Source organism: Stappia sp. MMSF_3263 (genome assembly GCF_030733745.1).
Lineage (GTDB): Bacteria > Pseudomonadota > Alphaproteobacteria > Rhizobiales > Stappiaceae > Stappia.
Map to the genome: position 1 here is coordinate 57475 of NZ_JASHIK010000008.1, position 21858 is coordinate 79332.

General features: G+C 64.9%; 19 protein-coding genes. 8 read left to right on the forward strand and 11 right to left on the reverse strand.

Annotation, left to right across the window (positions count from 1 at the left end):
• Positions 1-25 precede the first annotated feature (25 nt).
• The 5 genes from RBB46_RS10755 to RBB46_RS10775 form a co-directional block, all read right to left on the reverse strand.
• A complete protein-coding gene (locus tag RBB46_RS10755) occupies positions 26-1306 on the reverse strand; it encodes a TRAP transporter large permease (protein WP_306028981.1) in 1281 nt (426 codons plus the stop codon).
• Positions 1303-1851, reverse strand: coding sequence for a TRAP transporter small permease subunit (locus RBB46_RS10760; RefSeq protein WP_306028982.1), 549 nt, complete (start codon positions 1849-1851; stop codon positions 1303-1305). The genes RBB46_RS10755 and RBB46_RS10760 overlap by 4 nt, the downstream gene beginning before the upstream one ends.
• A 25-nt stretch (positions 1852-1876) precedes the next feature.
• On the reverse strand, positions 1877-2923 hold the full coding sequence (locus RBB46_RS10765) for a TRAP transporter substrate-binding protein (RefSeq protein WP_306028983.1): 1047 nt from the start codon (positions 2921-2923) through the stop codon (positions 1877-1879).
• A gap of 22 nt (positions 2924-2945) precedes the next feature.
• A complete protein-coding gene (locus RBB46_RS10770; protein WP_306029105.1) occupies positions 2946-3776 on the reverse strand; it encodes a putative hydro-lyase in 831 nt (276 codons plus the stop codon).
• 103 nt (positions 3777-3879) lie between these two features.
• A complete protein-coding gene (locus RBB46_RS10775) occupies positions 3880-4803 on the reverse strand; it encodes a LysR family transcriptional regulator (RefSeq protein WP_306028984.1) in 924 nt (307 codons plus the stop codon).
• A gap of 310 nt (positions 4804-5113) precedes the next feature.
• On the opposite strand from RBB46_RS10775, the gene RBB46_RS10780 reads away from it, so the two are divergent.
• The 5 genes from RBB46_RS10780 to RBB46_RS10800 all read left to right on the forward strand — a co-directional run bounded on the left by RBB46_RS10780 (position 5114) and on the right by RBB46_RS10800 (position 9006).
• A complete protein-coding gene (locus RBB46_RS10780; protein WP_306028985.1) occupies positions 5114-5989 on the forward strand; it encodes an aminotransferase class IV in 876 nt (291 codons plus the stop codon).
• A complete protein-coding gene (locus RBB46_RS10785; protein ID WP_306028986.1) occupies positions 5986-6534 on the forward strand; it encodes a hypothetical protein in 549 nt (182 codons plus the stop codon). The genes RBB46_RS10780 and RBB46_RS10785 overlap by 4 nt, the downstream gene beginning before the upstream one ends.
• Positions 6535-6537: 3 nt before the next feature.
• A complete protein-coding gene (locus RBB46_RS10790; protein WP_306028987.1) occupies positions 6538-7812 on the forward strand; it encodes a DUF6421 family protein in 1275 nt (424 codons plus the stop codon).
• Complete coding sequence (locus tag RBB46_RS10795; RefSeq protein WP_306028988.1) at positions 7809-8279, forward strand: nuclear transport factor 2 family protein; 471 nt, start codon at positions 7809-7811, stop codon at positions 8277-8279. The genes RBB46_RS10790 and RBB46_RS10795 overlap by 4 nt, the downstream gene beginning before the upstream one ends.
• Positions 8280-8376: 97 nt before the next feature.
• A complete protein-coding gene (locus RBB46_RS10800) occupies positions 8377-9006 on the forward strand; it encodes a LysE family translocator (RefSeq protein WP_306028989.1) in 630 nt (209 codons plus the stop codon).
• Between the two features lie 54 nt (positions 9007-9060).
• Here the strand turns inward: RBB46_RS10800 and htpG are convergent, their stop codons facing one another.
• The 3 genes from htpG to RBB46_RS10815 all read right to left on the reverse strand — a co-directional run bounded on the left by htpG (position 9061) and on the right by RBB46_RS10815 (position 12967).
• Positions 9061-11022 (reverse strand): molecular chaperone HtpG, encoded by a 1962-nt coding sequence (gene htpG / locus RBB46_RS10805; protein ID WP_306028990.1) that lies wholly within the window; start codon positions 11020-11022, stop codon positions 9061-9063.
• A 107-nt stretch (positions 11023-11129) separates the two neighbouring features.
• Positions 11130-11924 (reverse strand): glycerophosphodiester phosphodiesterase family protein, encoded by a 795-nt coding sequence (locus RBB46_RS10810; RefSeq protein ID WP_306028991.1) that lies wholly within the window; start codon positions 11922-11924, stop codon positions 11130-11132.
• A complete protein-coding gene (locus RBB46_RS10815) occupies positions 11921-12967 on the reverse strand; it encodes a Gfo/Idh/MocA family oxidoreductase (RefSeq protein ID WP_306028992.1) in 1047 nt (348 codons plus the stop codon). Before RBB46_RS10815 ends, RBB46_RS10810 begins: the two co-directional genes overlap by 4 nt.
• 181 nt (positions 12968-13148) lie before the next feature.
• On the opposite strand from RBB46_RS10815, the gene RBB46_RS10820 reads away from it, so the two are divergent.
• The 3 genes from RBB46_RS10820 to RBB46_RS10830 are packed head-to-tail and all read left to right on the forward strand — an operon-like array spanning position 13149 to position 18085.
• Positions 13149-15317: a caspase family protein gene (locus RBB46_RS10820; RefSeq protein ID WP_306028993.1), complete on the forward strand. Its 2169-nt coding sequence runs from the start codon at positions 13149-13151 to the stop codon at positions 15315-15317.
• Complete coding sequence (locus tag RBB46_RS10825) at positions 15314-17302, forward strand: adenylate/guanylate cyclase domain-containing protein (RefSeq protein ID WP_306028994.1); 1989 nt, start codon at positions 15314-15316, stop codon at positions 17300-17302. Before RBB46_RS10820 ends, RBB46_RS10825 begins: the two co-directional genes overlap by 4 nt.
• Before the next feature lie 51 nt (positions 17303-17353).
• Entirely contained in the window at positions 17354-18085 is a 732-nt protein-coding gene (locus RBB46_RS10830) for a hypothetical protein (protein ID WP_306028995.1), read from the forward strand.
• Between the two features lie 11 nt (positions 18086-18096).
• Here RBB46_RS10830 and RBB46_RS10835 read toward each other — a convergent pair whose 3' ends face one another.
• The 3 genes from RBB46_RS10835 to RBB46_RS10845 form a co-directional block, all read right to left on the reverse strand.
• Complete coding sequence (locus RBB46_RS10835) at positions 18097-19341, reverse strand: MFS transporter (RefSeq protein WP_306028996.1); 1245 nt, start codon at positions 19339-19341, stop codon at positions 18097-18099.
• Positions 19342-19482: 141 nt separating this feature from the next.
• Entirely contained in the window at positions 19483-20553 is a 1071-nt protein-coding gene (locus tag RBB46_RS10840) for a metal-dependent hydrolase (RefSeq protein WP_306028997.1), read from the reverse strand.
• A 122-nt stretch (positions 20554-20675) separates the two neighbouring features.
• Positions 20676-21848 carry a Gfo/Idh/MocA family protein gene (locus RBB46_RS10845; RefSeq protein WP_306028998.1) on the reverse strand — a complete coding sequence of 391 codons (1173 nt, stop codon included), beginning with the start codon at positions 21846-21848 and terminating at the stop codon, positions 20676-20678.
• Positions 21849-21858 lie beyond the last annotated feature (10 nt).

The window sequence follows — 21858 nt, forward strand, 5'->3', positions numbered from 1 at the left end:
AGGGGGAGTTGGGAGATATCTGGCGTCAGAAGCTGTCAGGCAGGAACAGGGCGATATCCGGCAGCAGGACGAGGGCTGCGACCATGGCAAGCATCACCAGCACGTAGGGTATGGTGCCAAGCATGACTTCGCCGAGCGTCCCGGACTTTCGCGCGCCCTGCACGACATAGAGATTGAGGCCGACCGGCGGCGTGATCAGTGCCATCTCGACAAGCACGATCATCAGGATGCCAAACCAGACCTTGTCATAGCCAAGGCCGGCCATGATCGGCACGACAATGGGAATGGTCGCGACCATCAGCGACAGCGTCTCGATGAAGAAACCGAGCACGATATAGAGACCGATCACGACGAGAAGCGTGCCGAACGGGGAAAGTCCCAGATTGCCGAGCAGGTCCTGCAACTCACGCCCGAGCCCCGCCGAGGCCAGCGTGAAGTTGAGGAAATAGGCGCCAGCGATGACAAGCATGATCATTGCCGTGATGCGTACGGTGCCCAGCAGGCTCTCCCGCATCATGACAAGCGAAACGCCGCCGTTTGCGGCCGCGATCAGCAACGCGATGGCAACACCCACCGCGGCCGATTCCGTCGGCGTCGCCCAGCCGGCATAGATCGAGCCGATAATGACCGCGAAAAGGACCAAGATCGGCAGCAAGTGCACCAGGCCGGAAAAACGCTCGGCCCAGGAGAAGCTGCGGCTCGGACCGCCCAGCGCCGGACGGAACCGGCAGAGGATGGCGGTCACCAGCATGAAAGCGGCAGCCATCAGCAGGCCCGGCAGCAGTCCGGCGAGGAACAGGCGAGGGATCGAGGTTTCCGTCAGGAAGCCGTAGACGATGAGGTTGATCGACGGCGGGATGAGAATGCCGAGCGTGCCGCCGGCGGCAATCGCACCGGAGAACAGCTTCGGATCGTAGCCGAGGCGCTCGGCCTGCGGCATGGCAACGGTGGCGACCGTCGCTGCTGTCGCGACAGACGACCCCGACGTGGCCGAAAACATCGTTGCCGTGCCGATATTGGCGTGGATCAGCCCGCCGGGCAGCCACGACATCCACTTGTCGAGAGAGGCATAGGTCTTCTCCGCGATACCGCCGCGCACGAGTATCTCGCCGAGCAGCACGAAGAACGGAATGGCGATCAGGGTGGCCGAGTCCGATGCCGACCAGACCACCTGGCCGAGCCCCCGGATCAACGGAAAGGCGGAGAAGAACTGGTCGATGCCGAAACCCAGGAGGAACAGAACGATGCCGACGGGAATGGACAGGGACAGGAGACCGAGAAGGGCGGCGGCGACGCTCCAGATCATTTCGCCTCCTCCACTTCGCCGCGCGCGCCGATCAGCGCATCGGCAGCGGGGTAGTCGGCGCGCATGACCATGACGAGCGCCAGCAGCACCACGAGGCAGGAGGAGACGGCGAACCAGACCCAGCCGGAGAACCAGATCGCCTGCGGGATCCACAGCGGCGTCTCCAGCGGCGTGTTGGCCCGTGAACCGCGCAGCAGCGACTTTTCCAGAACCGGCCAGGCCTGATAGGCGATGACCGAGACCGCCGCGGCCGAGACCGTCATGGCGAACAGGTCCATCATCGCCCTGCCGCGGGTCTGCAGCTTCAGGCGGATCAGATCGATGCGCACATGAGCAAGCTCCGTGAGCGCATAGGACAGGCCCCAACTCGCGACGCCGGCCATGACATAGCCGGATATTTCGTCCGACCCGCCGAACGAATGCGAGAACTGCCTGAGCGTTATGTCCGCAACCACGAAGCCGGCGGTGGCGAGCAGCACGATGCCGACCGCCAGCGCCAGTCCCGAATTGATGCGGCGGAGAGCCGCGGCAAGCACTTCAATCATGTCGCGGTCTCCGCCGGTTCCCGGGTCAGTTGGTTGCAACGGTAACGCCGGTCGTCTTGCCGACGCTGTCGTTCCAGCGCTTCACCCAATCCGGACCGGCGCGCTCCGCCCATTCCGGCAACACCGTCTCGGTCAGGATCTTGCGCGCCGTGGTGATGTCCGCCTCGCTCGCTTCCACCAGCTTCATCGAAGCCGGGTTGCCGGCCGGGCATTCGCCATTGCCGGTCAGGCAGGCGGTGTCCGTCGACATCGACGCGGCGGCGGACGCCCAGGCCGGAGCCTCGAACTTGGCCGCGACCTCGGTTGCGATCAGGCTCTTCATCTCTTCGGAAAGGCTGTTCCACTTGTCCATGTTGATCGCCGTCACAACCGGATCCCATCCTCCGAGCGGCAGGGTCATGAGCGTGTCGGTGACCTCCCACCAGCCGGCGCTGTAGCCGGAACCTGATCCGGTCACGGCGCAATCGATGACACTGCGCTCCAGCGCACCCGGTACTTCCGAAAAGGCGACATTGACGCCCTCGGCGCCCAGCGCCTCGAGAAACTTCGTCGTCATGCGGCCCGAGCCACGGATCTTCTTGCCCTTCAGGTCGGCAAGCGAGGCAACATCTCCCTTGCAGAAAACAACCTGCGGCGGATAGGGAGCAATGGCCAGAACCTTGGCATTGAACCGCTGCGCGAAGATATCGTCGACCATCGGCCGCGCGGCCTCGACCATCGCCTTGGCCTCGTCCGTCGTCGTCGCGATCAGCGGCACGTCGAGCCCCTCGAGCTCCGGCGCATCGCCAACGGCATAATCACCCACCGTCATCCCGACATCGAAGACACCGTCGCCCAGCATGCGAAACACGTCGCCGCCCTGGATGCCCATCTGGTTGTGCGTGGTGAGTTGCACCTCGATGGCGCTATCGGCGGCGGGCAGCGTCTTGGTCCAGAACGGCGCCTCGAACTGCTGGTGGAGCGGCAGGTTGGACCAACTGCCGACGACCGACAGCGTCTCCGCCGCGGCCGGCGCCATGGATGCCAGCGACAGGGCGGTCACGGCGAGAAACTTGGATGCAATGCGCTTCATGTGGGACTCCTCTGGTTTTCGTTCACGTCGAAGCGGGCCGAACGCCGCCGAGGGAGAATTCGGCGGCATCGGCGGAGAGATCGGTCACCAACATGTGGCCGGGCTCATGGGTAATGGCGATTTCCGGCCGGGCCTGGCGGATCGCCATCTGCGGGGTCACGCCGCAGGCCCAGAACACGGGGATTTCACCAGGGCGCAGGTTCGGCGGATCGCCGAAGTCGGGCCTCGACAGATCTGCGATACCGATCTCCGCCGGGTCGCCGAAATGTACCGGCGCTCCATGCGCAAGCCGGTAGCGGTCGGACAGGAGAACGGCCTGGATGGCGTCAGCCGCCGAAAAAGCCCGCATCGAGACGACGACCGGGCCGCCGAAAGGCCCCGAAGGAGACGTTTCGAGGCTTGTCACATACATCGGCACGTTGCAGCCGGCCTCGACATGCGCAAGCCGGATCCCGGCCCGGAGGATCGCGTCCTCGAACGAGAACGAACAACCCAGAACGAACGTGACCAGGTCATCCCGCCAGACATCGGCAAGGTCGGCGGCGGAACGATATCCGTCCTCCTCCCGGCGAAACACCCGATAGCCGGCAACATCGGTGCGAACATCGAGATCCGCGCCAAGGGCGGGCAGGTGAGGACTGCCCGGCTCGGAAACACCGATCAGCGGACAGGGCTTGGGATTGTTGACGCAGTAGCGCAGGAAATCGCCCGCCTGGGCGGCCGGGAGGATCGCAAGATTGCCCTGCAGGCAGCCGCGACCATAGCCCGCGGTCGGGCCACGAAAACGTGCGTCGCGAATAGCCCGGCGAAGGTCAGGCGCGGAAAGCTGCCGGAAACCCTCGCCTGACGCCAAGGCGCTATCGATCGCGGAAGACACAGACACGCTCACCCCCCTCATTCTTGCCAAGGAGGATTGCGAGCCTTCATGATCTTGTCAAGTTATCAGTTTAATATTTTTATGATCTATTTTCAAGATCATTATGATCACAGGCCAGCGCTTTTGCCGCAACCTCTTCTCCCACTTCCCGATTCCGCTCCGGCATGTAGGCCACGACGAACCGCAATGCGCTCAGGGCGGCGGCCTCTTCGACCCTCAACCGGCGAATTCCACTGCGAAACGGATCGGCCTCGGCCATCCGAACCGGCAACACGCCAATGCCGAAGCCGTCGGCGACAAGATGGATCACCGTCGACAGTGACGCGGAGCCATGCAGGTCCGGTTGCGGCAGGTCCGGCGCTGCCAGAATGGCCTCGAGTTCCCTGAAGGGAGGCGTTGCCTTTGGAAAGGTGACAATCGTCCTGGCAGCAAGATCCCGCAGACCCAGGGGCGTGTCGCTGAAACCGTCGCCGGATGCGCTGCTGGCAGCAGCGCTCTCGTACCAGCCAAGCGGTTGCGGCGACAGCGGCACCACGGCGGCACCGTTCGGCACGCATTCGCGCAACATGATCGCGACATCCAGGCGGTCGTCGGCAAGCGCTGCGCCGAGTTGCCTCGACGTGTCGACGGACAGCTCGAACCGAACGCGCTGATGCGCGTGTTTCAGCTGGTTGAGGAGTTCGCTCAGGATCGTGTGAACGATCGTCTCCGCCACGCCGATGCGGATCGTACCGCTCAAACCGCCGGGTCTGGTGATCTCCTGCACCAGCCGATCGCGTGCCGCGCTCAGGCGCTGCGCCTCCTCCAGGAACCGGCGCCCGACCGGCGTCAGACGCACCTGGCGCTTACCGCGGTCGAAGAGCTGGATGCCGAGGCGCTTCTCAAGCGCCAGCACGCGGTTCGATATCGCCGATTGCGACAGGCCGTATTTCAGCGCCGCCGCGCGAAACCCGCCGGCCCGGACGATATCCTGCAGGATCTCGACATCCTTCAACTCGAACATGCCCGCGCTTCCTCCCAACGGCGCGGTCATCACCGCGACCGGCATCCTCCGGGAACCGGAGCCCGGGTTCAAGAGCCACCCAACAGGCGGAGCGCCTCGCCACACCGGACGCCCATGCACACCCGCCCGGCAGCCGGCTTCGCAAGTCCGTTCGCATGCCGTTTTCGCGATCCGGAAATATTATCCAAAACAGCTACTTGCCATTCGAAAACGATATTGGCCAGCCGTCCTGCTCAACACAAAATTGACACCATCGACAACAATAACTCTTGGTTGCATGTACATACATGCTCAACCAGGAGGCACATTGATGAAGTCAGGGCTCGCCTACCAGGATGGACGCTTTGTCGAGCACGGTTCGGCGAACCTCTTGTGGACTCACGCGCTGCACTACGCCACCAGTGTCTTCGAGGGCGTCCGGGTCTATGGCGGGACCCCGTTCCTGCTGCGTGAGCACATCCGGCGCCTGTATCGTTCCTGCGAACTGGTTGGTCTCGACTTTCACATGCCGGTCACCGAATGCATCGACCTGTGCCGCGAGATCATCGTTCGCAGCCGGCTCGATTACGCCTATCTGCGCCCCCTCGTCTACAACGCCGGTCCTGACCTGGGTGTGCATGCCCCTGCAAACGAGACCCGCCTCGGGTTGCTCATCTGGGAATGGCCGGCCGTTTTCGGTGACAACGCCTCCCAACGCGGGCTTGCCCTCAGCAGCGATGTTCCATGGCGGCGACCGTCACCGGAGAGCTTTCCGGTCCAGGCCAAGGCCAGCGCCGGCTATCTGCTTGGCAGCATCAACCGCCGTGCCGCCGAAAAGGCCGGCTTTGACGACGCTCTGGTCCTCACGCATGACGGCATGGTCGCCGAGGCCACCGGCGCCAACATCTTCATCGTCCGCGAGGGCCGTGTCGCGACGCCGCCCGCCACGTCCTTTCTGGACGGTCTGACGCGCCGTGCGGTGATCGGCCTGCTCGACGGTGTCGCGCCGCTCGATGTGGTGCCCTTGACGCTTACCGACCTCAATCAGGCGGATGAGATCTTCCTGACCGGCACGGCCTACGAGGTGATGCCGGTCAGTCGTCTCGACAGCCGCACATTGCCCTGCGGCCCGCTGACGGCCGGCTTGCGCGACAAATATCTGCAACTCACCCGATCCGCGTCCACCGTACAGGAGGCCATCGCATGAACATCCATGTTCCCGGCACTGCAACCGAGACCATCACCCTGATACGCACCCTGGGTCCGGCCGGCACCAACTGCGAGGCAGCTGCGCATCACTATTGCGATGCCCGCGGCCTCAAAGCGGACATCGCCCTCCACGCCACCCTGGAAGATGCGATCGAAAAGGTGATCGTAGAACCGGGTTCCGCGCTTCTGGGCTGCGTCGTCTATCCGGACCTGCACCAGCTCGTCTTCCCCTATCTCGGGCGCATGGTGCTGGCCGACCTGTTTCTCTTCGACACGTTCAACATGGTTCTGGCCTCTCGCGACGCCGGCATCCCGATCCGCACCGTCGCGACCCATCCCGCGCCGCGCTCCCTCGTTCCTGGTGGCGTCGAGGCCCATCTCGCCACAAGCAACTCGGAAGCGGCGCGACTGTGCCGGAGCGGGAAGATGGACGCCTGCATCACCACGCTGGCCGCCGCGCGACAGGAAGGGCTGACAGTCCTCAAGGATCACGGCGCGGTGCCGATGGGCTTCACCATTCACGTCCCCACTTCCGGAGCGTGATGCATGGCCGCCACAGCAACAATCGACCGGGCCGGCAGCATCGACAGCCTGCTAGAACCATCCTTCATCCAGGCGGTCGAGGAGCTCGGCTCCCTGCAGTCGGCCGACGGCAGCATCACGCCGGACCTGCACGGCAAGGCTGAACACCTGCTGACCGCCATCGCGGCAATCACGAAGGAGATTGCCGGCGTCTGCGGGCAGCCCGCTTTCGGTGCCGCGTTTTGCGCGGATGCCGAACGCTGGCGTCAGGCAGGTCTTGCCACGGCACCCGATTTCACCACGGCGCGCGATGCCATTCGTCCGCCCGATGACGGCGAGCCCTTCTTCTTCGCAGGCCCCTTGCGTCTGGCAAATGGCGGTCGCGAGGGTTGGCGTTTCGAGACTTTTCTCTCGCTGCGCGAGGAACCGGGCGACACCGCCTATGTCGACCTTTATGAGCGCTTTCCCCATCCCGCCAACATATGCCAGTCCTCACATCTGGTTGCCGGCAGCCGGGGGTTGCTGCAAGGCAACAACATCGTCTTCTTCCCCGAAAACATCCAGGCCGCAACGCCGGTCGACCGGCAACGCTATGCCGTCTTTTTCTTCAACAAGTTCCACCGCATCTTCAACGAGATCACGCTTCCGGCCGCGCGTCGTGCCACATCCGGTATCGGGATCGCCAACCCGACCCGGCCGGATCCGCGCGCCTGCTACAAGGCACGATGCGTCTGGGGCTATCTGCACGACTACTTCCATCATCAGGGTCCGCGTCCGTTCAACCGGCATGTCTCCATCAAGACGCGCTGGTTCACCGGTCTTCTCGAAGAGATCAAGGTCGACCTGCAATCGCTTCTCGCCTGTCGCGCCGGCGGCATTCCGGACGGCGACGCCGTCGCCGAGTTCATTCTGCTCGACCGGGCTTTCCGATACCCGCTGGAGCCCGACTGGTATCGCAATTTCGACAGCGGCACCGGTCTGATCCTGCTTGCCGTGCTGGAAGAACAACAGGCATTGCGACGGCTCTCCGACGGCCGTCTTGAAATCCACGCCGGCGCACTCGAGAACGCGGCAAGGCACTTCATCGGCGACGTCGAGGCAATCGAGCGGGAAAACGATACGAACTATCTGGCGCGCGCGAAGGATCTCGTGCGCCGATATCTGCCCGAAGGCGCAAGCGGGCAACGCTTCGCACGACCGTCGGTGGTCGAGGGCACGGCTCTCGCATCGATCGCCCCGCCGACAGCCTTGAGCTTCACAGCGGCGGAACTTTTTGCAAGCCGAAAGGATGCCGCATGACGTCTTCGCAAGACCACGCCGTCGCTGCCGTACGTGCCTATTTTGACGCTTGCAACTCTGGCGACAGAAGTGCTTTCTTCGCATTGTTCGAGGAGGGGGCCTGCCACTATCTGCCCAAGGGTATGTTCGGCCCGTTCCGGGATGTGGAAAGCCTGTTCGAGCAATGGCGAAGGGATGCACGGGAAAACGGGTCCTACTGGTTGCTCGACACCGCCTTTGCCGATGCGCAAGGCCGGTCGGCAATGGCGGAGTGGACGGCGGTAAAGCCCGCTCAGAAGATCTATTTCCGGGGCGTCGACGTGTTCGCCTTCACTCCGCAGGGACGGATCAACGAGGTGCGGGTCTACTACGCCACCGCGCGCGATCCCTCCGCCGGACCGAATGAACTTGGCGGCTACGATTATGCCGGGGCAGGCTGGTCAATGGTCGATGAAACCGACTACTCGCGCCCGCCTGCACGGGCGTAGCACCGCACTGGCTGCCCTGTCGTCAGGTGGGCCGGAGCACGGGTCTTGTTGGCGGCAATGGCACTGTCTGTCGTCGCCCTTCTGGCGGATTTCCTGAATGGCACCTGAGCAACTGATCGCCTTCGCCACCTTCGCTTTTGTCGCTTCGGCAACGCCGGGCCCCAACAATGTGCTTCTGACGGCGATCGGCAGCAGCGTCGGCATTCGCCGGGGCATGCCCGCGCTCTGGGGCATCGTCTTCGGCTTCGCGGCAATGATCTTCGCCCTCGCCATCGGCCTTGGCGGGACGCTATTCACCATTGCCTACGTGATGGATGCGATCCGGATCGTCGGCGTTCTCGTCCTGCTCTGGCTCGCCTGGAAGATCGCGACCGCACCCGTGGGTCCGCCTGCAAGCAGTGATGAAATGCGCCCGCGCGACATCGGCCGACGGGGCGGCTTCATCGGGGCTGCCCTGTTCCAGTGGGTCAATCCAAAGGCGTGGATCGTCGCGGCCGGCGCGATCACGGCCTACATGCAGCCAGATGGCGAGAGTGCTCTGTATCAGGCGGGCACGCTTGCCGGCGTCTTTGTCGTTGCGGCCGCCATCGGATGCCTGCCGTGGCTGGCCTTCGGCGCCGCGGTCGGAACGCTCCTGGAGAACCCGAAGCTTGCGCGCGGCTTCAACATAGCAATGGCCGTTCTCCTGGTCGCCTCGATGGTGCCCGTCATCCTTGAGCGCGCCTGAACCGCGACCGTCGGAACCGGGGTCCCGAAAACCGGGACCCCGCGCCTTCCTGCCTCAGAACCCCTTGTCCATGACAGCCGAAAGCCGGCGCGCGAATGCGACCGGATCGGCCGGCACCTCTCCGTCAAGGATCAGGGCCTGGTCGAAGAGCAGCAAGGCCGTGTCGGCCAGGTGCTGCCTGTCGCCCGGACCCGACAGGGCGCCCGAAAGCCGCTTCAGCAATGTGTGAGACGGATTGAACTCCAGCACCGGCGCAAACGCGCCCCCGCCGGCGCCCTGCTGGCGTGACATCAGCTTTTCAAGCTGCCGGTCAGGACCGTTTTCCGGCGCGACAAGACAGACCGGGCTTTCCGCAAGCCTTGCGGAAACGCGCACATCGGAGACCCGCTCCCCCAGTGTTTCCTTCAGGAACGCGGCCACCAGTCCGATGTCGGCACCCTCGCCTTCCGCCTCCCCGCCCGGCTTCTCGGAAGCCTCGCCAGTCTTCAGCGGAATGCCATCGAGTGCGGCAGCCCCTTGCGTAACGGACTGGAACGGCTTGCCGTCGAACCCTTGCGCCACCTGAACCCAGAACGCGTCGACCGGATCCGAGAGGTAAAGCACCTCGACGCCGCGGGCGCGAAAGCCTTCCAGATGCGGGCTCGCCTTGATCGCATCCAAACCGGAACCCGTCGCATAGAAGATCTGCGTCTGGTTCTCCCGCATGTCGGCGACATAATCGGCCAGCGAACGCCAGCCATTGTCACCCGACCTGTCAGAGCGGAAGCGGGCAAGCCCCAGCAGCTTCTCCCTGCGCTCGAAGTCCTCGTAGAGGCCTTCCTTCAGCACCGGCCCGAAGGTTTCCCAGAGCTTGCCATAAGCTTCCGCATCGTTTTCCGACAGCTTCTGCAACTCCGACAGGACCCGGTTGGTGACGCCCTTGCGGATCGACTCAAGCACCGGATTGTGCTGCAGCATTTCACGCGACAGGTTGAGCGGCAGGTCGGCGGAATCGATGATGCCGCGCACGAAGCGCAGCCAGGCCGGCAGCAACTCGACATCATCGGCGATGAACACCCGCCGCACATAAAGCTTCACCCGCCCCTTCCTGTCCGGGTCGAACAGGTCGAACGGCTTCATCGACGGCAGGAACAGCAGCACCGAATACTCGTGCCGCCCTTCCGCGCGGTAGTGCAGTGTCAGCGCCGGCGCGTCGAACTGGCCCGAAACATGGCCATAGAACTCGCGATACTCGTCCTCGCCGATCTCCGACTTCGGCCGTGTCCACAGCGCCGAACCGTCAGCCAATTGCCGTTCCTTGGGCTCATCCCCACCTTCCGCGGCATCGCCTTCCGGCGTCGCTTCGGCAAGAAGGATCGGCACCGGCACATGCGCCGAGTAGGCGCGCACGATCCGCTCGATCGTCCCGGCCTGCGCATATTCGGCGGCATCCTCTTTCAGATGCAGAACAACCTGTGTCCCGCGCACCGGCAGATCGGGGTCGTCGGCCGCAACCGGCTCGACGGTGAAACTTCCCAGTCCGTCGGAACGCCAGCGCCAGCCGTCCTGCGCACCCGCGGCCCGGCTTGTCACCTCGACGCGGTCGGCAACCATGAAGGCCGAGTAGAAGCCGACACCGAACTGGCCGATCAGCGCCGATCCGTCCCTTGCTTCACCGAGCTTGTCCATGAACGCCCGCGTGCCGGACCGCGCGATGGTGCCGAGGTTCTCGATCATTTCCTCGCGCGTCATTCCAATGCCATTGTCGGAAACGACGAGACGGCCCGCCGCCTTGTCCGCGGACAGCCGGATGGCGAAATCCGGATTGTCTCTTGTGAGGTCCGGGTCCGTGAGTGCCGCGTGGCGCAAGCGTTCACACGCGTCGGCCGCGTTGGAGACAAGTTCCCGCAGGAAAATATCCTTGTTGGAATAAACCGAGTGGACCATCAGATGCAGCAGGCGCGCAACCTCGGCCTGGAAGGCATGGCTCTGCGGAGCGGCGCCTTCGGTTTCGGCGGTCTTCTGCTCAGTGCTCATTTTTATTTCAAACCCCGTTCACTCGCTGTGCTGATCGTCGTGTCGCCTGGTTTCCCGCAGGTCTGCCTGCATTGGCGGACCAGATATCGGTGACCCGCCGCACGGAATCAAGCACCCGCGACACCTGACCAGACGCCCTCCTCGATCGCCACCCGGCGCAAGAGGGAAGGCCGGTCGGTCACGATGCCGTTGACCCCCAGCCGGATCAGGCGCCGCATTTCGGCCTCCTCGTCTATGGTCCAGACATGGACCGCCACGCCTTTGGCGTTGCAGTGACGCACGAAGCCGGCGGTTGCCAGGGGAATGCCATACTGGGCAAGCGGGATCTGCGCACAGGCGACATCGGGCAATGCCACCGGGATGCCCCAGGCACCGAACCGCAAGGCGGCGACACTGCGAGGCCCGGAACTCAGACACAACGCCTGGCCAAAGCGCCTGCGCGCCGCCGCAAGGCGTGCGTCCGAGAATGATGCGACACAGACACGATCCAGGCAGTTCATCCGCGCGATCAGGTCGAGTGTCGGCTCGAGGGCATGATCCGTCTTGATGTCGATGTTGAAACGCATGGCCGGAAAACTCTCCAGGGCTTCCGCGAGTGTCACCAGTGTCTCGCCACCCGCCATCCGCACACCGCCAAGATCCACCCTGGCCTTTTCCGAGAGAACGCCGACGCCGTCCGTCGTCCGCTCCAGCGTGTCGTCATGGAACACGAAGACCTTCTCGTCACGCGAGGCCTGAACGTCGATCTCGATGTAGCGGTAGCCCATTGCCGCGACGGCGGCGAATGCCTGCCGGCTGTTTTCCGGGTTCTCCAACCCGCCGCCGCGATGAGCGAAGGCGTGGAACCCGGGTTCGGCAAGATAGGGATGAGAGAATCGCGGCGACGGGTTCGGGCTTTTCATTGCCAGCGCCCCTCGGTGTCGAGCGCGATCCTCCGCCCGTCGCGCGCGGAGGCATGCGCCGCCTCGATGACACCGATCGTCCTGGCCGCCGAGCGCATCGTTACGGGCACCTCGCCGCCACTGGCGATTGCCTCTCGCATCGTTTTGTAGAAGGACAGCCAGCTTCCGCGCTCGGGCCGGACGGGGCTGCGCGCCCCCTCCCCGTCGACGAACTCGCCCCACTGGCCTTCCGGCTCGACACCGAAAGCCGGATCGAGCGGCGAGACACCGGCACGCAGCTGGTCTTCCTGGACGTCGAGCCCGGTCTTGCGATAGGCGGCATTCAGCCCCTCCAGCCGGAAACGGTCGCGGGGCGTGGCCCCGATCAGCGTCACACCCAGGGAAATGCGCAAGTCGCCCTTCGCCATGAGAACCTCGAACCCGTCATCGGTGACACCCCCTGGACGCTGCGCGAAGACATCCGCCTGCAGCCAGTCCGGCGTCCCCACGAGAAGGAGCGCCTGGTCGATCAGGTGCGACCCCAGATCGTAGAGATTGCCGGACGCCACGGCCGGCCGGTCGCGCCAGCGGTCGAGGACCTGCGGACGGAAACGGTCCCAATGCATGCGAAGCCCGCGCAGTTCCCCCAGGCGCCCTTCGCTCAGCACACGGCGCGCGGTCAGAAAATCGCTGTCCCAGCGACGATTGTGATAGACGGCAAGCTTCAAGTCCCGCGCTTCGGCGAGGTCGGCAAGCGCCTCACCTTCCGCCCGTGTCGGCGTCGCCGGCTTGTCGACGACCACATGGCGCCCGGCCTCCAGCGCGGCCTCGACTTGCGGCACATGAAGCGCGTTCGGTGTCACCACGACGATCAGGTCGAGACCGGGAACATCGAGCAGCGCCTCAAAGCCGGAAACAACGCGCGCGCCGGGATGAAGGCCCGAAACTTCCTCGACACGCGACGTCGCGACCGCTGCAACCTCCATCCCTGCGGCTTTCACCAGCGGAGCATGGAGAAACCGGCCTGCGGCTCCGAAGCCTGAAAATCCAACACGCAAAGTCATGTACGATCCTTGTTCTGGGCGACGTCGCGATCCTGGGAGATCGCCGGCGCCAGGGCAAGGGGCGGCACTTTCCAAACGCACCGATTGACGCCCGGTGCCGGATCGGCTGGAATCCACCATGACGGGTCGAGCGTAGCAAGAACAAGGACGTGCCAGGATGAGATCGACGCAACGCCGCCAAATGACAGACCGGAACCGCCTGTCTCTCCTGCTCGCCGCGATCTTCGCCATTCTGGCAATCCTGCTTGCCGGCCAGGTCCGGGCAGCGGAACGGCTCGCGCTGGTCATCGGCAACGGGGGCTATTCCGGCGATGCCCTGTCGCCGCTCAAGAACCCGACCAATGATGCGGCCCTCATCGCCGACACGTTGCGTCAGGCGGGGTTCACCGTCGACACGGTGCTGGATGCGGACCTGCGCGGCATGAAGCGCGCCGTGCGCGACTTCACCGACACACTTTCCAAGGCAGGCGAGGGTTCGATCGCCGCCGTCTACTACTCAGGTCACGGTTTCCAGGCAGGAGGGCGCAACTATCTCGCCCCGATCGGCGCGGACCTGCGTGACGAGGTCGATGCGGAATTCGAGGCTCTGGCGGTCGACTGGGTCCTGTCCGCCGTGGAGAAGGCCCACAAGGGGGCAAACGTCGTCATTCTCGATGCCTGTCGCAACACAGCACTCAGCCGCTCCGCCGGAACCGGTGGCAACGGCCTGGCACTCCTGCAAAGCACGCCACGCGGAAGCTTCATCTCGTTTGCCACCGCACCGGGCAGCACGGCCGCTGACGGAACGGGGCTGAACAGCCCCTATACCTCGGCCATCGCTGCCGAGCTTCTGGTGCCCGGCCGCAGCATCGAAGCCGTCTTCAAGGCCGTTCGCCGGCGCGTTGTTGAGGAAACCGGCGGCGAGCAGGTCCCCTGGGACCATTCATCGCTGACTGCCGAGATCACGTTCCTCCCCGATGCCTCCGCGATCCCCAGCGCCTCCGCCACGGCCGGCACGTCGACGGTGCAGCTCGAACTCCAGCTCTGGAACGACGTCAAGGACAGCGGCTCCAAGGACCAGATCCGGACCTATCTCGACCGATATCCGGACGGCGCCTTCGCCGCCCTCGCCAAGGCACGGCTCGAGGAGGCCGGCACAGGTGCGGGAGGTGCCGACGTCGAACGCCTCTTCGCCCAACTTGCAAGCCGTTCGCTGATCGTCGAGAACCCGACCCAGCCGCACGAATTCTACTCCAATGCCCGGCTGCGCGAGATCCGGGGCGACTATCCCGGTGCCCGCCAGGACTACCTGAAATATTTCGCCTTCGGCATGCCACAGGTCGACCCGCACCTGCGCTTCCAGGCTGTCCTCAAGATCCAGGAAGGGCGTGGCGGCGCCCAGGAGATCTACCGCGCCCTGTCGCAGGGGCGCAGCGATCCGACCACCCTCTTCGCCGAGATCCTGCTGGAGGAACGCGGCGAGCGCGTTCGCCGCCTTTCCGCGTTTCTTGATGCCAATCCCGATTTTTCGCCCGCGCTTTATGCCTTGTCCCAGGACTACGGCATCGCGCGCCTCGGCCAGCAGTCGGCATCCGACAAGACACGCGAACACGACCTGCTGAGCCGTTTTATGGAAGAGGTGGAGACCGGCCGCTTCCTGCGCTTCTATCTCGACCAGCAGGTGGCGGCGGAGCAGATCGAGGACGCCAAGACGCGCCTCGCCGCCTTGTCTTTCATCAACCCGTCCGCAATGGCCAATCCGGTGCGCCTCAACGCCATGCGCTCCAACCAGGGCTGGATGCTGACACTGGCCATCGCCGACAGGACGCAGGAAATTTTCGTACGCCTTCCAGGCGAAGACGAGCGCTCCACCGGTTTCGTCAACGGCGCGGTCGATCCGACCACTGGCCGGCCGATCCCTTATCCGGCCTTCGAGCTTCCGGGCAACGCGGGCGACACGGAAATCGAAGTGAGCTACCGAGATATTCGCGGCGAGAAGCAGGGCCCCTTCAAGGTGAACTTTGCCCCAGGCGATGCACTCGTTTCCGGCCAGAAGGACATTCTGGAACGGCTCTCCACCGGCTGGCTCAGTTTCCGTGACTGGGACGGCAAGCTGCTTGTCTACTTCACCCACCTGATCAGCTACCGCTGCGCCATCGAGGAAGTGCGCTATGGCCTCGACACGGAAACGCCGGATCAGGTCTTCGAAACAGGCCCCTGTGATCCGGACAATCCGCATGCGGTTCCCTCTTCCGGTCCGGGCTCGACGGTCCATACCGACATACCCGCGTCGACCCGATTTGTGACGGTGGAACTGACCTATCGCGACGGCACGCGTTCAGGCGTGAAGCGGTTCGACGCCCCGCAATGACCGCCACGTCCGCCGGACCTTCCGCCAGCGCGCCGCAGTCCCGCCGCCGCTGGCAACTGGCCCTGTTCGTCGCCGTGGTCGCCTCAGCCATCGCCTTGCTGGCCGCGGCGCGGCTGGAACCTCTTGCCGGCGACCTTGCCCTCGGTCTGGCGCCTGCCCCGACGGGAGACGTCACATCGCGTGTCGCGGTCGTGGTGGTGACCGAGGACACGCTTGCCGCCTTTCCCTATCGCTCTCCCATCGATCGGGGTTTTCTTGCCGCACTCATCGACCGGCTTGACGCCGCCGGTGCCCGTGCGGTGGGCATCGATATTCTCGTCGACCAGCCGAGCGACCCGGCCAAGGATGCCGCTTTCTTCGCCGCCATCGACCGCGCCCGCATACCGGTCACGCTGGCGCTTGCAACCGAAGCGGACGGGCTGACCGAACGCCAGAACGCGTATATCGAACAGCACGTCCTGCCGCGCCGACACGGATTGATTGCACTGGGGCGTGACGAGATCGACGGTGTGGTCCGCCATCTACCCAAACCGAGGGGCGACGGCCGCACACGGCTACCGACCTTCGCCGCAAGTATCGCCGGTGCCCCCGTTGCGATGCCTGACGAGACGACGGGGTCCAGCCGCATCCTCTACTCCGCAAAGCGAGCAGCGGAACCGGATGCCCCGTCCGCCCCGTTTCCCATCTATCCTGCCCATGTCGTTTCGCTGCTGCCGAACGACTGGCTTTCTGGAAAATACATTCTGGTCGGCACCGACCTGCCGACCATCGACCGGCACCCGACGCCTTTCGTCACGGGACAGGGCAGTGAGGCCGGGACAATACCCGGGGTCGTCATCCATGCGCATATTCTTGCCCAGAGACTGGCAGGCCTGTCCCTTCCCGTGGCACCGCCCGCGATGCGCGTCGCGATGACGGGGAGCGCGGCGCTGCTTGCCGCCTTTCTCTTCCTGTTGCCCTGGCCGCCGCGGTGGCTGATCCTTTGTCTCGCGCTTGCCCTCGTCGCCTGGACCGGAGCCAGCCTTTGGCTTGTCGGCACAGGTTCTCTTCTTCCTCCACTGGTGGCCCCACCGCTAGCAGCGCTCGCCGCCGCCGCCCTCATGTCCCTGTCGCGCTGGCAGGCCGAACGCTCCGAGCGCACGTTCCTGCGGCTGGCGTTTTCCCGCTATGTCAGCCCGTCCATCGTTGCCCGCATCGCAAGTGGTCGTCTGGCGCTGGCGCTCGGCGGCGAGAAGCGGCGCGTAACCTACATCTTCACCGACCTGGAAGGCTTCACCAGCCTGTCGGAAAAACTACCCCCTGGCGATCTGGCGGACATTCTCAACCCCTATCTCGACGAGATGTGCCGGTTGATGACGGAACACGGTGCGACAATCGACAAGATCATCGGCGATGCCGTCGTCGGTTTTTTCGGAGCCCCTGACGATGACCCCGAGCAGGAAACCCGGGCAGTTGCCCTGGCCCTCGCACTTGACGGCTTCGCCCAGGGCTACCGGCAACGGCTGGAAGCGCGCGGGATCTCGCTCGGCGCGACCCGGATAGGCCTGCATTGCGGGGAGGCCGTGATCGGAAATTTCGGCGGCAGCCGTTTCTTCGACTACACCGGTATCGGCGATACGGTGAACACCGCAGCCAGGCTGGAAGGCGCCAACCGTTTTCTCGGCACGCGCATCCTGATGAGTGAAACGGTCGCCGCCGGCAGCAGCGGCTGTCCTGTCCGGCCGGCGGCGGAACTCGTGCTCAAGGGCCGTTCGACCCCCTTGCCCTGCCACGTGCCCCTTTCTCCGGACGAATGTGAAGAAGGCGGTGCCTGGGTTGAAAGCTACCGAAACGCCTACCAATTGATGACTGCAGGGGATCCGGCCGCCGCAGCTGCCTTCGAGGCCGTGCTGCGTCAGCGCCCCGACGACCCGCTCGCACGCCTTCACGTGAAGCGCTTGCAGGATGGCGAGCACGGGGCGACACTGGTGCTTGAGGGCAAATAGACACCACCTGTGGCAGGAGGGTGAGCGACACGGGAACGGGACAAGACCGCCATGCGAGCCACGTACCTCCTCATTGCCGCAGCGATCGCGGCCTCCCCGGCATCGGCACTCGCCGACTATGTCGTCATTGCCGCGACACAGGCACCCGCCCTCTACGCCCCTGGAACAGAAATATCGGCCGACGAAAGCCTCTCACTCCCGGACGGCGCAAGACTGACCCTGATCGAGCGCAGTGGCCGCATGACGAATCTCGACGGAGCCCATGAAGGCCCCGTCCCTCCTGCGGACACCGCCGCGTCCGGTGGTGACGACACCGACTGGAACGTGCTGAAGCGGCTGATCGGCTCGCCGGAAGCAAGTTCGACCGTCCTCGGCGCGGCCCGCACCGGCGCCAGCGATATTCCTCCCCCTCCCGGGGTCTGGGATGTGAGCGCCGACAGTTCAGGCCCGCGCTGCGTGCGCACCGGCAAGCTGACCCTGTGGCGCCGCAACGCCGACGGCGCCACCTCCGTTACGCTGCGCAGCGCTGCCGGTCGCCACGAAGGGATCGCATGGCCGGCCGGAGAGCATCGGCTCGCTGTGCCTGAGCAAATGGCACGTGAAGACGGCCGGCTGATCGTCTCGCTTGGAAGCGAATTGCGGGACTTCGATTTGTCGGTTCTGCCCGACGGGCTGGGCGATGCGCCGGCCGGACGGGTTCTCGCCTGGCTGGCCGAGAAGGATTGCAGGCGGCAGGCGCTGGCACTGATCGAGCGTCTCCATGCCGGAGCACCCGTCGAGTAGCGCCGCCAGGATCAGGCCGTGACGGCTGTCCCCCTGGGACGGCCGCTCTTCAACAGGATCAGCACGATCATTGCGATATTGAGCAGGTTCCAGGCGATACCGTTCAGGAACGCGGCCTGATAGGACGCGGTAAGATCGTAGATCCAGCCCGACATCCAGCCGCCGATGGCCATGCCGACAATCGTCGCCGTGATCACCGCGCCGACCCGGCGGCCTGCCTCGCGCGCTGGAAGATACTCCCTCACCACGATGGCATAGCTCGATACGATGCCGCCTTGCGACAGGCCGAAGATCAGCGACACGAGATAGAGAGACGCAAGGCCGTCGTAGGGAATGTAGAGCAGCAGGGCGAGGCACTGCAGTACGGCCCCGATCAGCAGCGTCGGCAGCCCGCCGATACGGTCGGCCAGAACGCCCGAGGCAAGCCGGCTGACAATGCCACCGGCAAGCATCAACGACAGCATCTCCGCGCCGCGTGCCACGCCATAGCCCAGATCGACGCAATAGGCGACGATATGCACCTGCGGCATCGACATGGCAACGCAGCAACCAAGCCCCGCGATGATCAGCAGGAACTGCAGCATTCCCGGAGAGAGCGACGTCGACCTCTTGGGCGGTGGCGGGGCCTTGGGAACCGGAGCCCCCTTGCGCGCCATATGGGGTGGCGGGCGACGGAGCAGGAAGGCGAGTGGCACCAGCACCGCGAGACAGACCGTGCCGGCCAGCACATAGGCGCCGCGCCAGCCGTGTTCGGCCATCGCCGCCTGCAGCACCAGTGGCCAGATGGCGCCCGCGAGGTAGTTTCCGGACGCCGTCGCGGCCATCGCCAGGCCGCGCCGCTTGTCGAACCAGTGGGAGACATCTGCAAGCAGCGGCCCGAACGTCGCCGCCGAACCGAAGCCGATCAACGCACCTTGCAACGCGGTAAAAACCCAGATCGAACCGGCCTGGGAGGCCAGCAGAAATCCAGATCCCAGCGCGAGCGATGCGATAGCCAGCGGTCCTGTCACCCCGAAACGGTCGACGAACCTGCCGATCAGAAGATTGCCGAGCGCGAAACCGACCATCGTCGCGGTATAGGGCAGCGAGGCGTCGGCGCGGTCGACGCCGAACTCGCGTTCCACGGCGGGCAAGACGACGATGACCGACCACATGCCGGCGCCGCCGATCGTTGCGAGCAGCATCGACAGGCCGAGGCGCAGCCACGCATACGCACTGTCGACGCCGCCGGCGTCGTGGATCTCGCGAGCCTGCATGGTCTGGGCGTCCTTCCCGGGAGCGAACCGCGTCTCGACCGGGCGCGGTTTCTTGTGATCCTACCCGGTTACATCCGCCACAGCGCCGTTTCAACGGCAAAACCCGGCAACCGACTTGCTGCCGTAGCGGCAAAATGCAATTCAGCAGGCACGACCCGCAGGCACGACGGGCGACGCCCCCGCTGCATCCGCTTCAGCGTGACGAAGCGACGGCTGTCCGCCAACTCGCGCCAGCAGCCAGTCGGCATCGCCCTCGCTCGTTCGCCGGTAGGTCATGTCGCGTTCCGGCACGATCGGCTCGAAACCGGCGCCGTTGCGTTTCGCGATGGCGAAGCGGAACGCATAGGCCGGCGTCAGTCCCATGCGCAGGTCCGACACGACGATGCGATCACCCACATGTTCGGCGCGAAAGTAGCCGCGGCTGAACCAGTCGAGCTTGGCGAAAGCCAGATTCCCCTCAAGGCATCCCAGCATGTCGCCGCCCCTGTCATGCGTGTAGACCACAGGGGGAGCATCACCATCCAGAAGCGACAGATAGAGATTGTGATAGCGGCCGTTCTCCAGTCCGATCACCTTCCAAAGGACCGTGTTCAGGGGAGCCGCGATCGCAAAGACACGCTCCGGTGCCAACCCCGCTCCCGCGAAGATCGTCCGTGCCCTGCTCTCCATATGCGCCTGCAGGAGAACGGAGAGGCCGAGATAACCGGTACTTACAACGAGTGCGGCGACAGTGGCCCGGGCAAGGCCTGGCGTCCAGGTGCTCCGAAACAGCGCCCAGACGGAGGCAACCAGCAGCGGCAGCGTATAGAGCGGATCGATGATGAACACCGAACCGACACCGACGGGGTCCGGCGACAACGGCCAGAACAGGCGCGTGCCATAGACCGTCATTGCATCGATTAACGCATGCGTGGCGAAGCACAGATAAACGGTTAGCCAGACCAGCAAGCGCTTGTCCCGCAGTGTTTTGAACAGACGCAAAAGCGCCTCGCCGAAAACGGGAGCGGCAAATGCCTGAATGAACAGCGAATGGGTCGCGCCGCGATGCAGGACGAAACTGTCGACCGGATCGTCGAAGGGAAGGAAGACATCGAGATCCGGAAGGGTGCCCAGGACGCCGCCGACGAGCGCAGCCTTGCGCGGGCCGAGCGTCTTGCCAAGCAGGGCCGTCGAGACCGCCGCGCCGAGAACGAACTGGGTGAGTGAATCCATGGGCGGGTGTTGCGATCCATACGGGTGGCGGGTCGGGCGCACGGCCGCACGACCTTGCAGCGTCCCAAATAGGACGGCTGCACGGGAAAAGCCAGCGCCGGCGGAACGCCGGCGTCACTCACTCAAAGCCTTACCCACTGTCCGTTGCGTGTCGAGGACCGCACACAAGCGTCAATGAATCCCATGCCCGCGAGCCCGTCCGAGATCGTCGGGTAGACCACGTCTGCGGACGGCTTGCCGCCGTCGCGCGCGGCGCGGATCGCACGGGCCGCCTCCTGGTAGATATTGGCAAAGCCTTCCAGGTAGCCTTCCGGATGGCCGGCCGGAATGCGACTGACCCGAGCGGCGGCGGCACCCGCGCCTGCACCACCCCGGGTGATCAGCCGCTTTTCCTCGCCAAAAGGCGTGTACCAGAGGTGATTGGGCTGTTCCTGCTCCCACTCGAGCCCGCCCTTCTCGCCATAGACCCTGAGGCGCAGTCCGTTTTCGTTCCCCGGTGCGACCTGGCTCGCCCACAGCATGCCACGCGCCCCGCCCGAAAATCGCAGCATGACGTGAACGTTGTCGTCGAGCTTGCGGCCATCGACGAAGGTGGTCAGATCGGCGGCCAGTTCCTCAGCGGCAAGACCCGTGACGAAACAGGCGAGATTGTAGGCGTGGGTACCTATGTCGCCGACGCAGCCACCGGCACCGGAACGAGCCGGATCAGTGCGCCAGTCCGCCTGTTTCTGCCCGCTTGCCTCGAGCCGCTCGGTAAGCCAGTCCTGCGGGTATTCCGCCTGCACCACGCGCAGGGCGCCGAGCATGCCGGAGGCGATCATCTCGCGCGCCTGGCGGACCATCGGATAGCCGGTGTAATTGTGGGTCAGCACAAAGAGCGCGCCGGACTTTTCCGCCAGTCCGGCAAGCTTCCGGGCATCCGCCAGGGTCGAGGTCAGCGGCTTGTCGCAGATCACATGGATGCCGCGTTTCAGGAACTCCCGCGCCGCCGGGTAATGCATGTGGTTGGGCGTGACGATGGCGACCGCCTCGATGCCGTTCTTGAGGCGCGCCTCGCGTTTCGCCATCTCGGCGAAGGAAGCGTAGCTGCGCTCCGGCGCAAGGCCCAGCGCGGCGCCCGAAGCACGTGCCCTGTCAGGGTCCGACGACAAGGCGCCGGCAACGAGGTCAAACTCCCCGTCGAGCCGCGCGGCAATGCGATGCACGCCGCCGATGAAGGCGCCCTCGCCGCCCCCGACCATGCCGAGCCGGATGCGGCCGCCGGCCGCGTCGTCCTTTCCACCTTCAATCGCCATCTCGTGATCC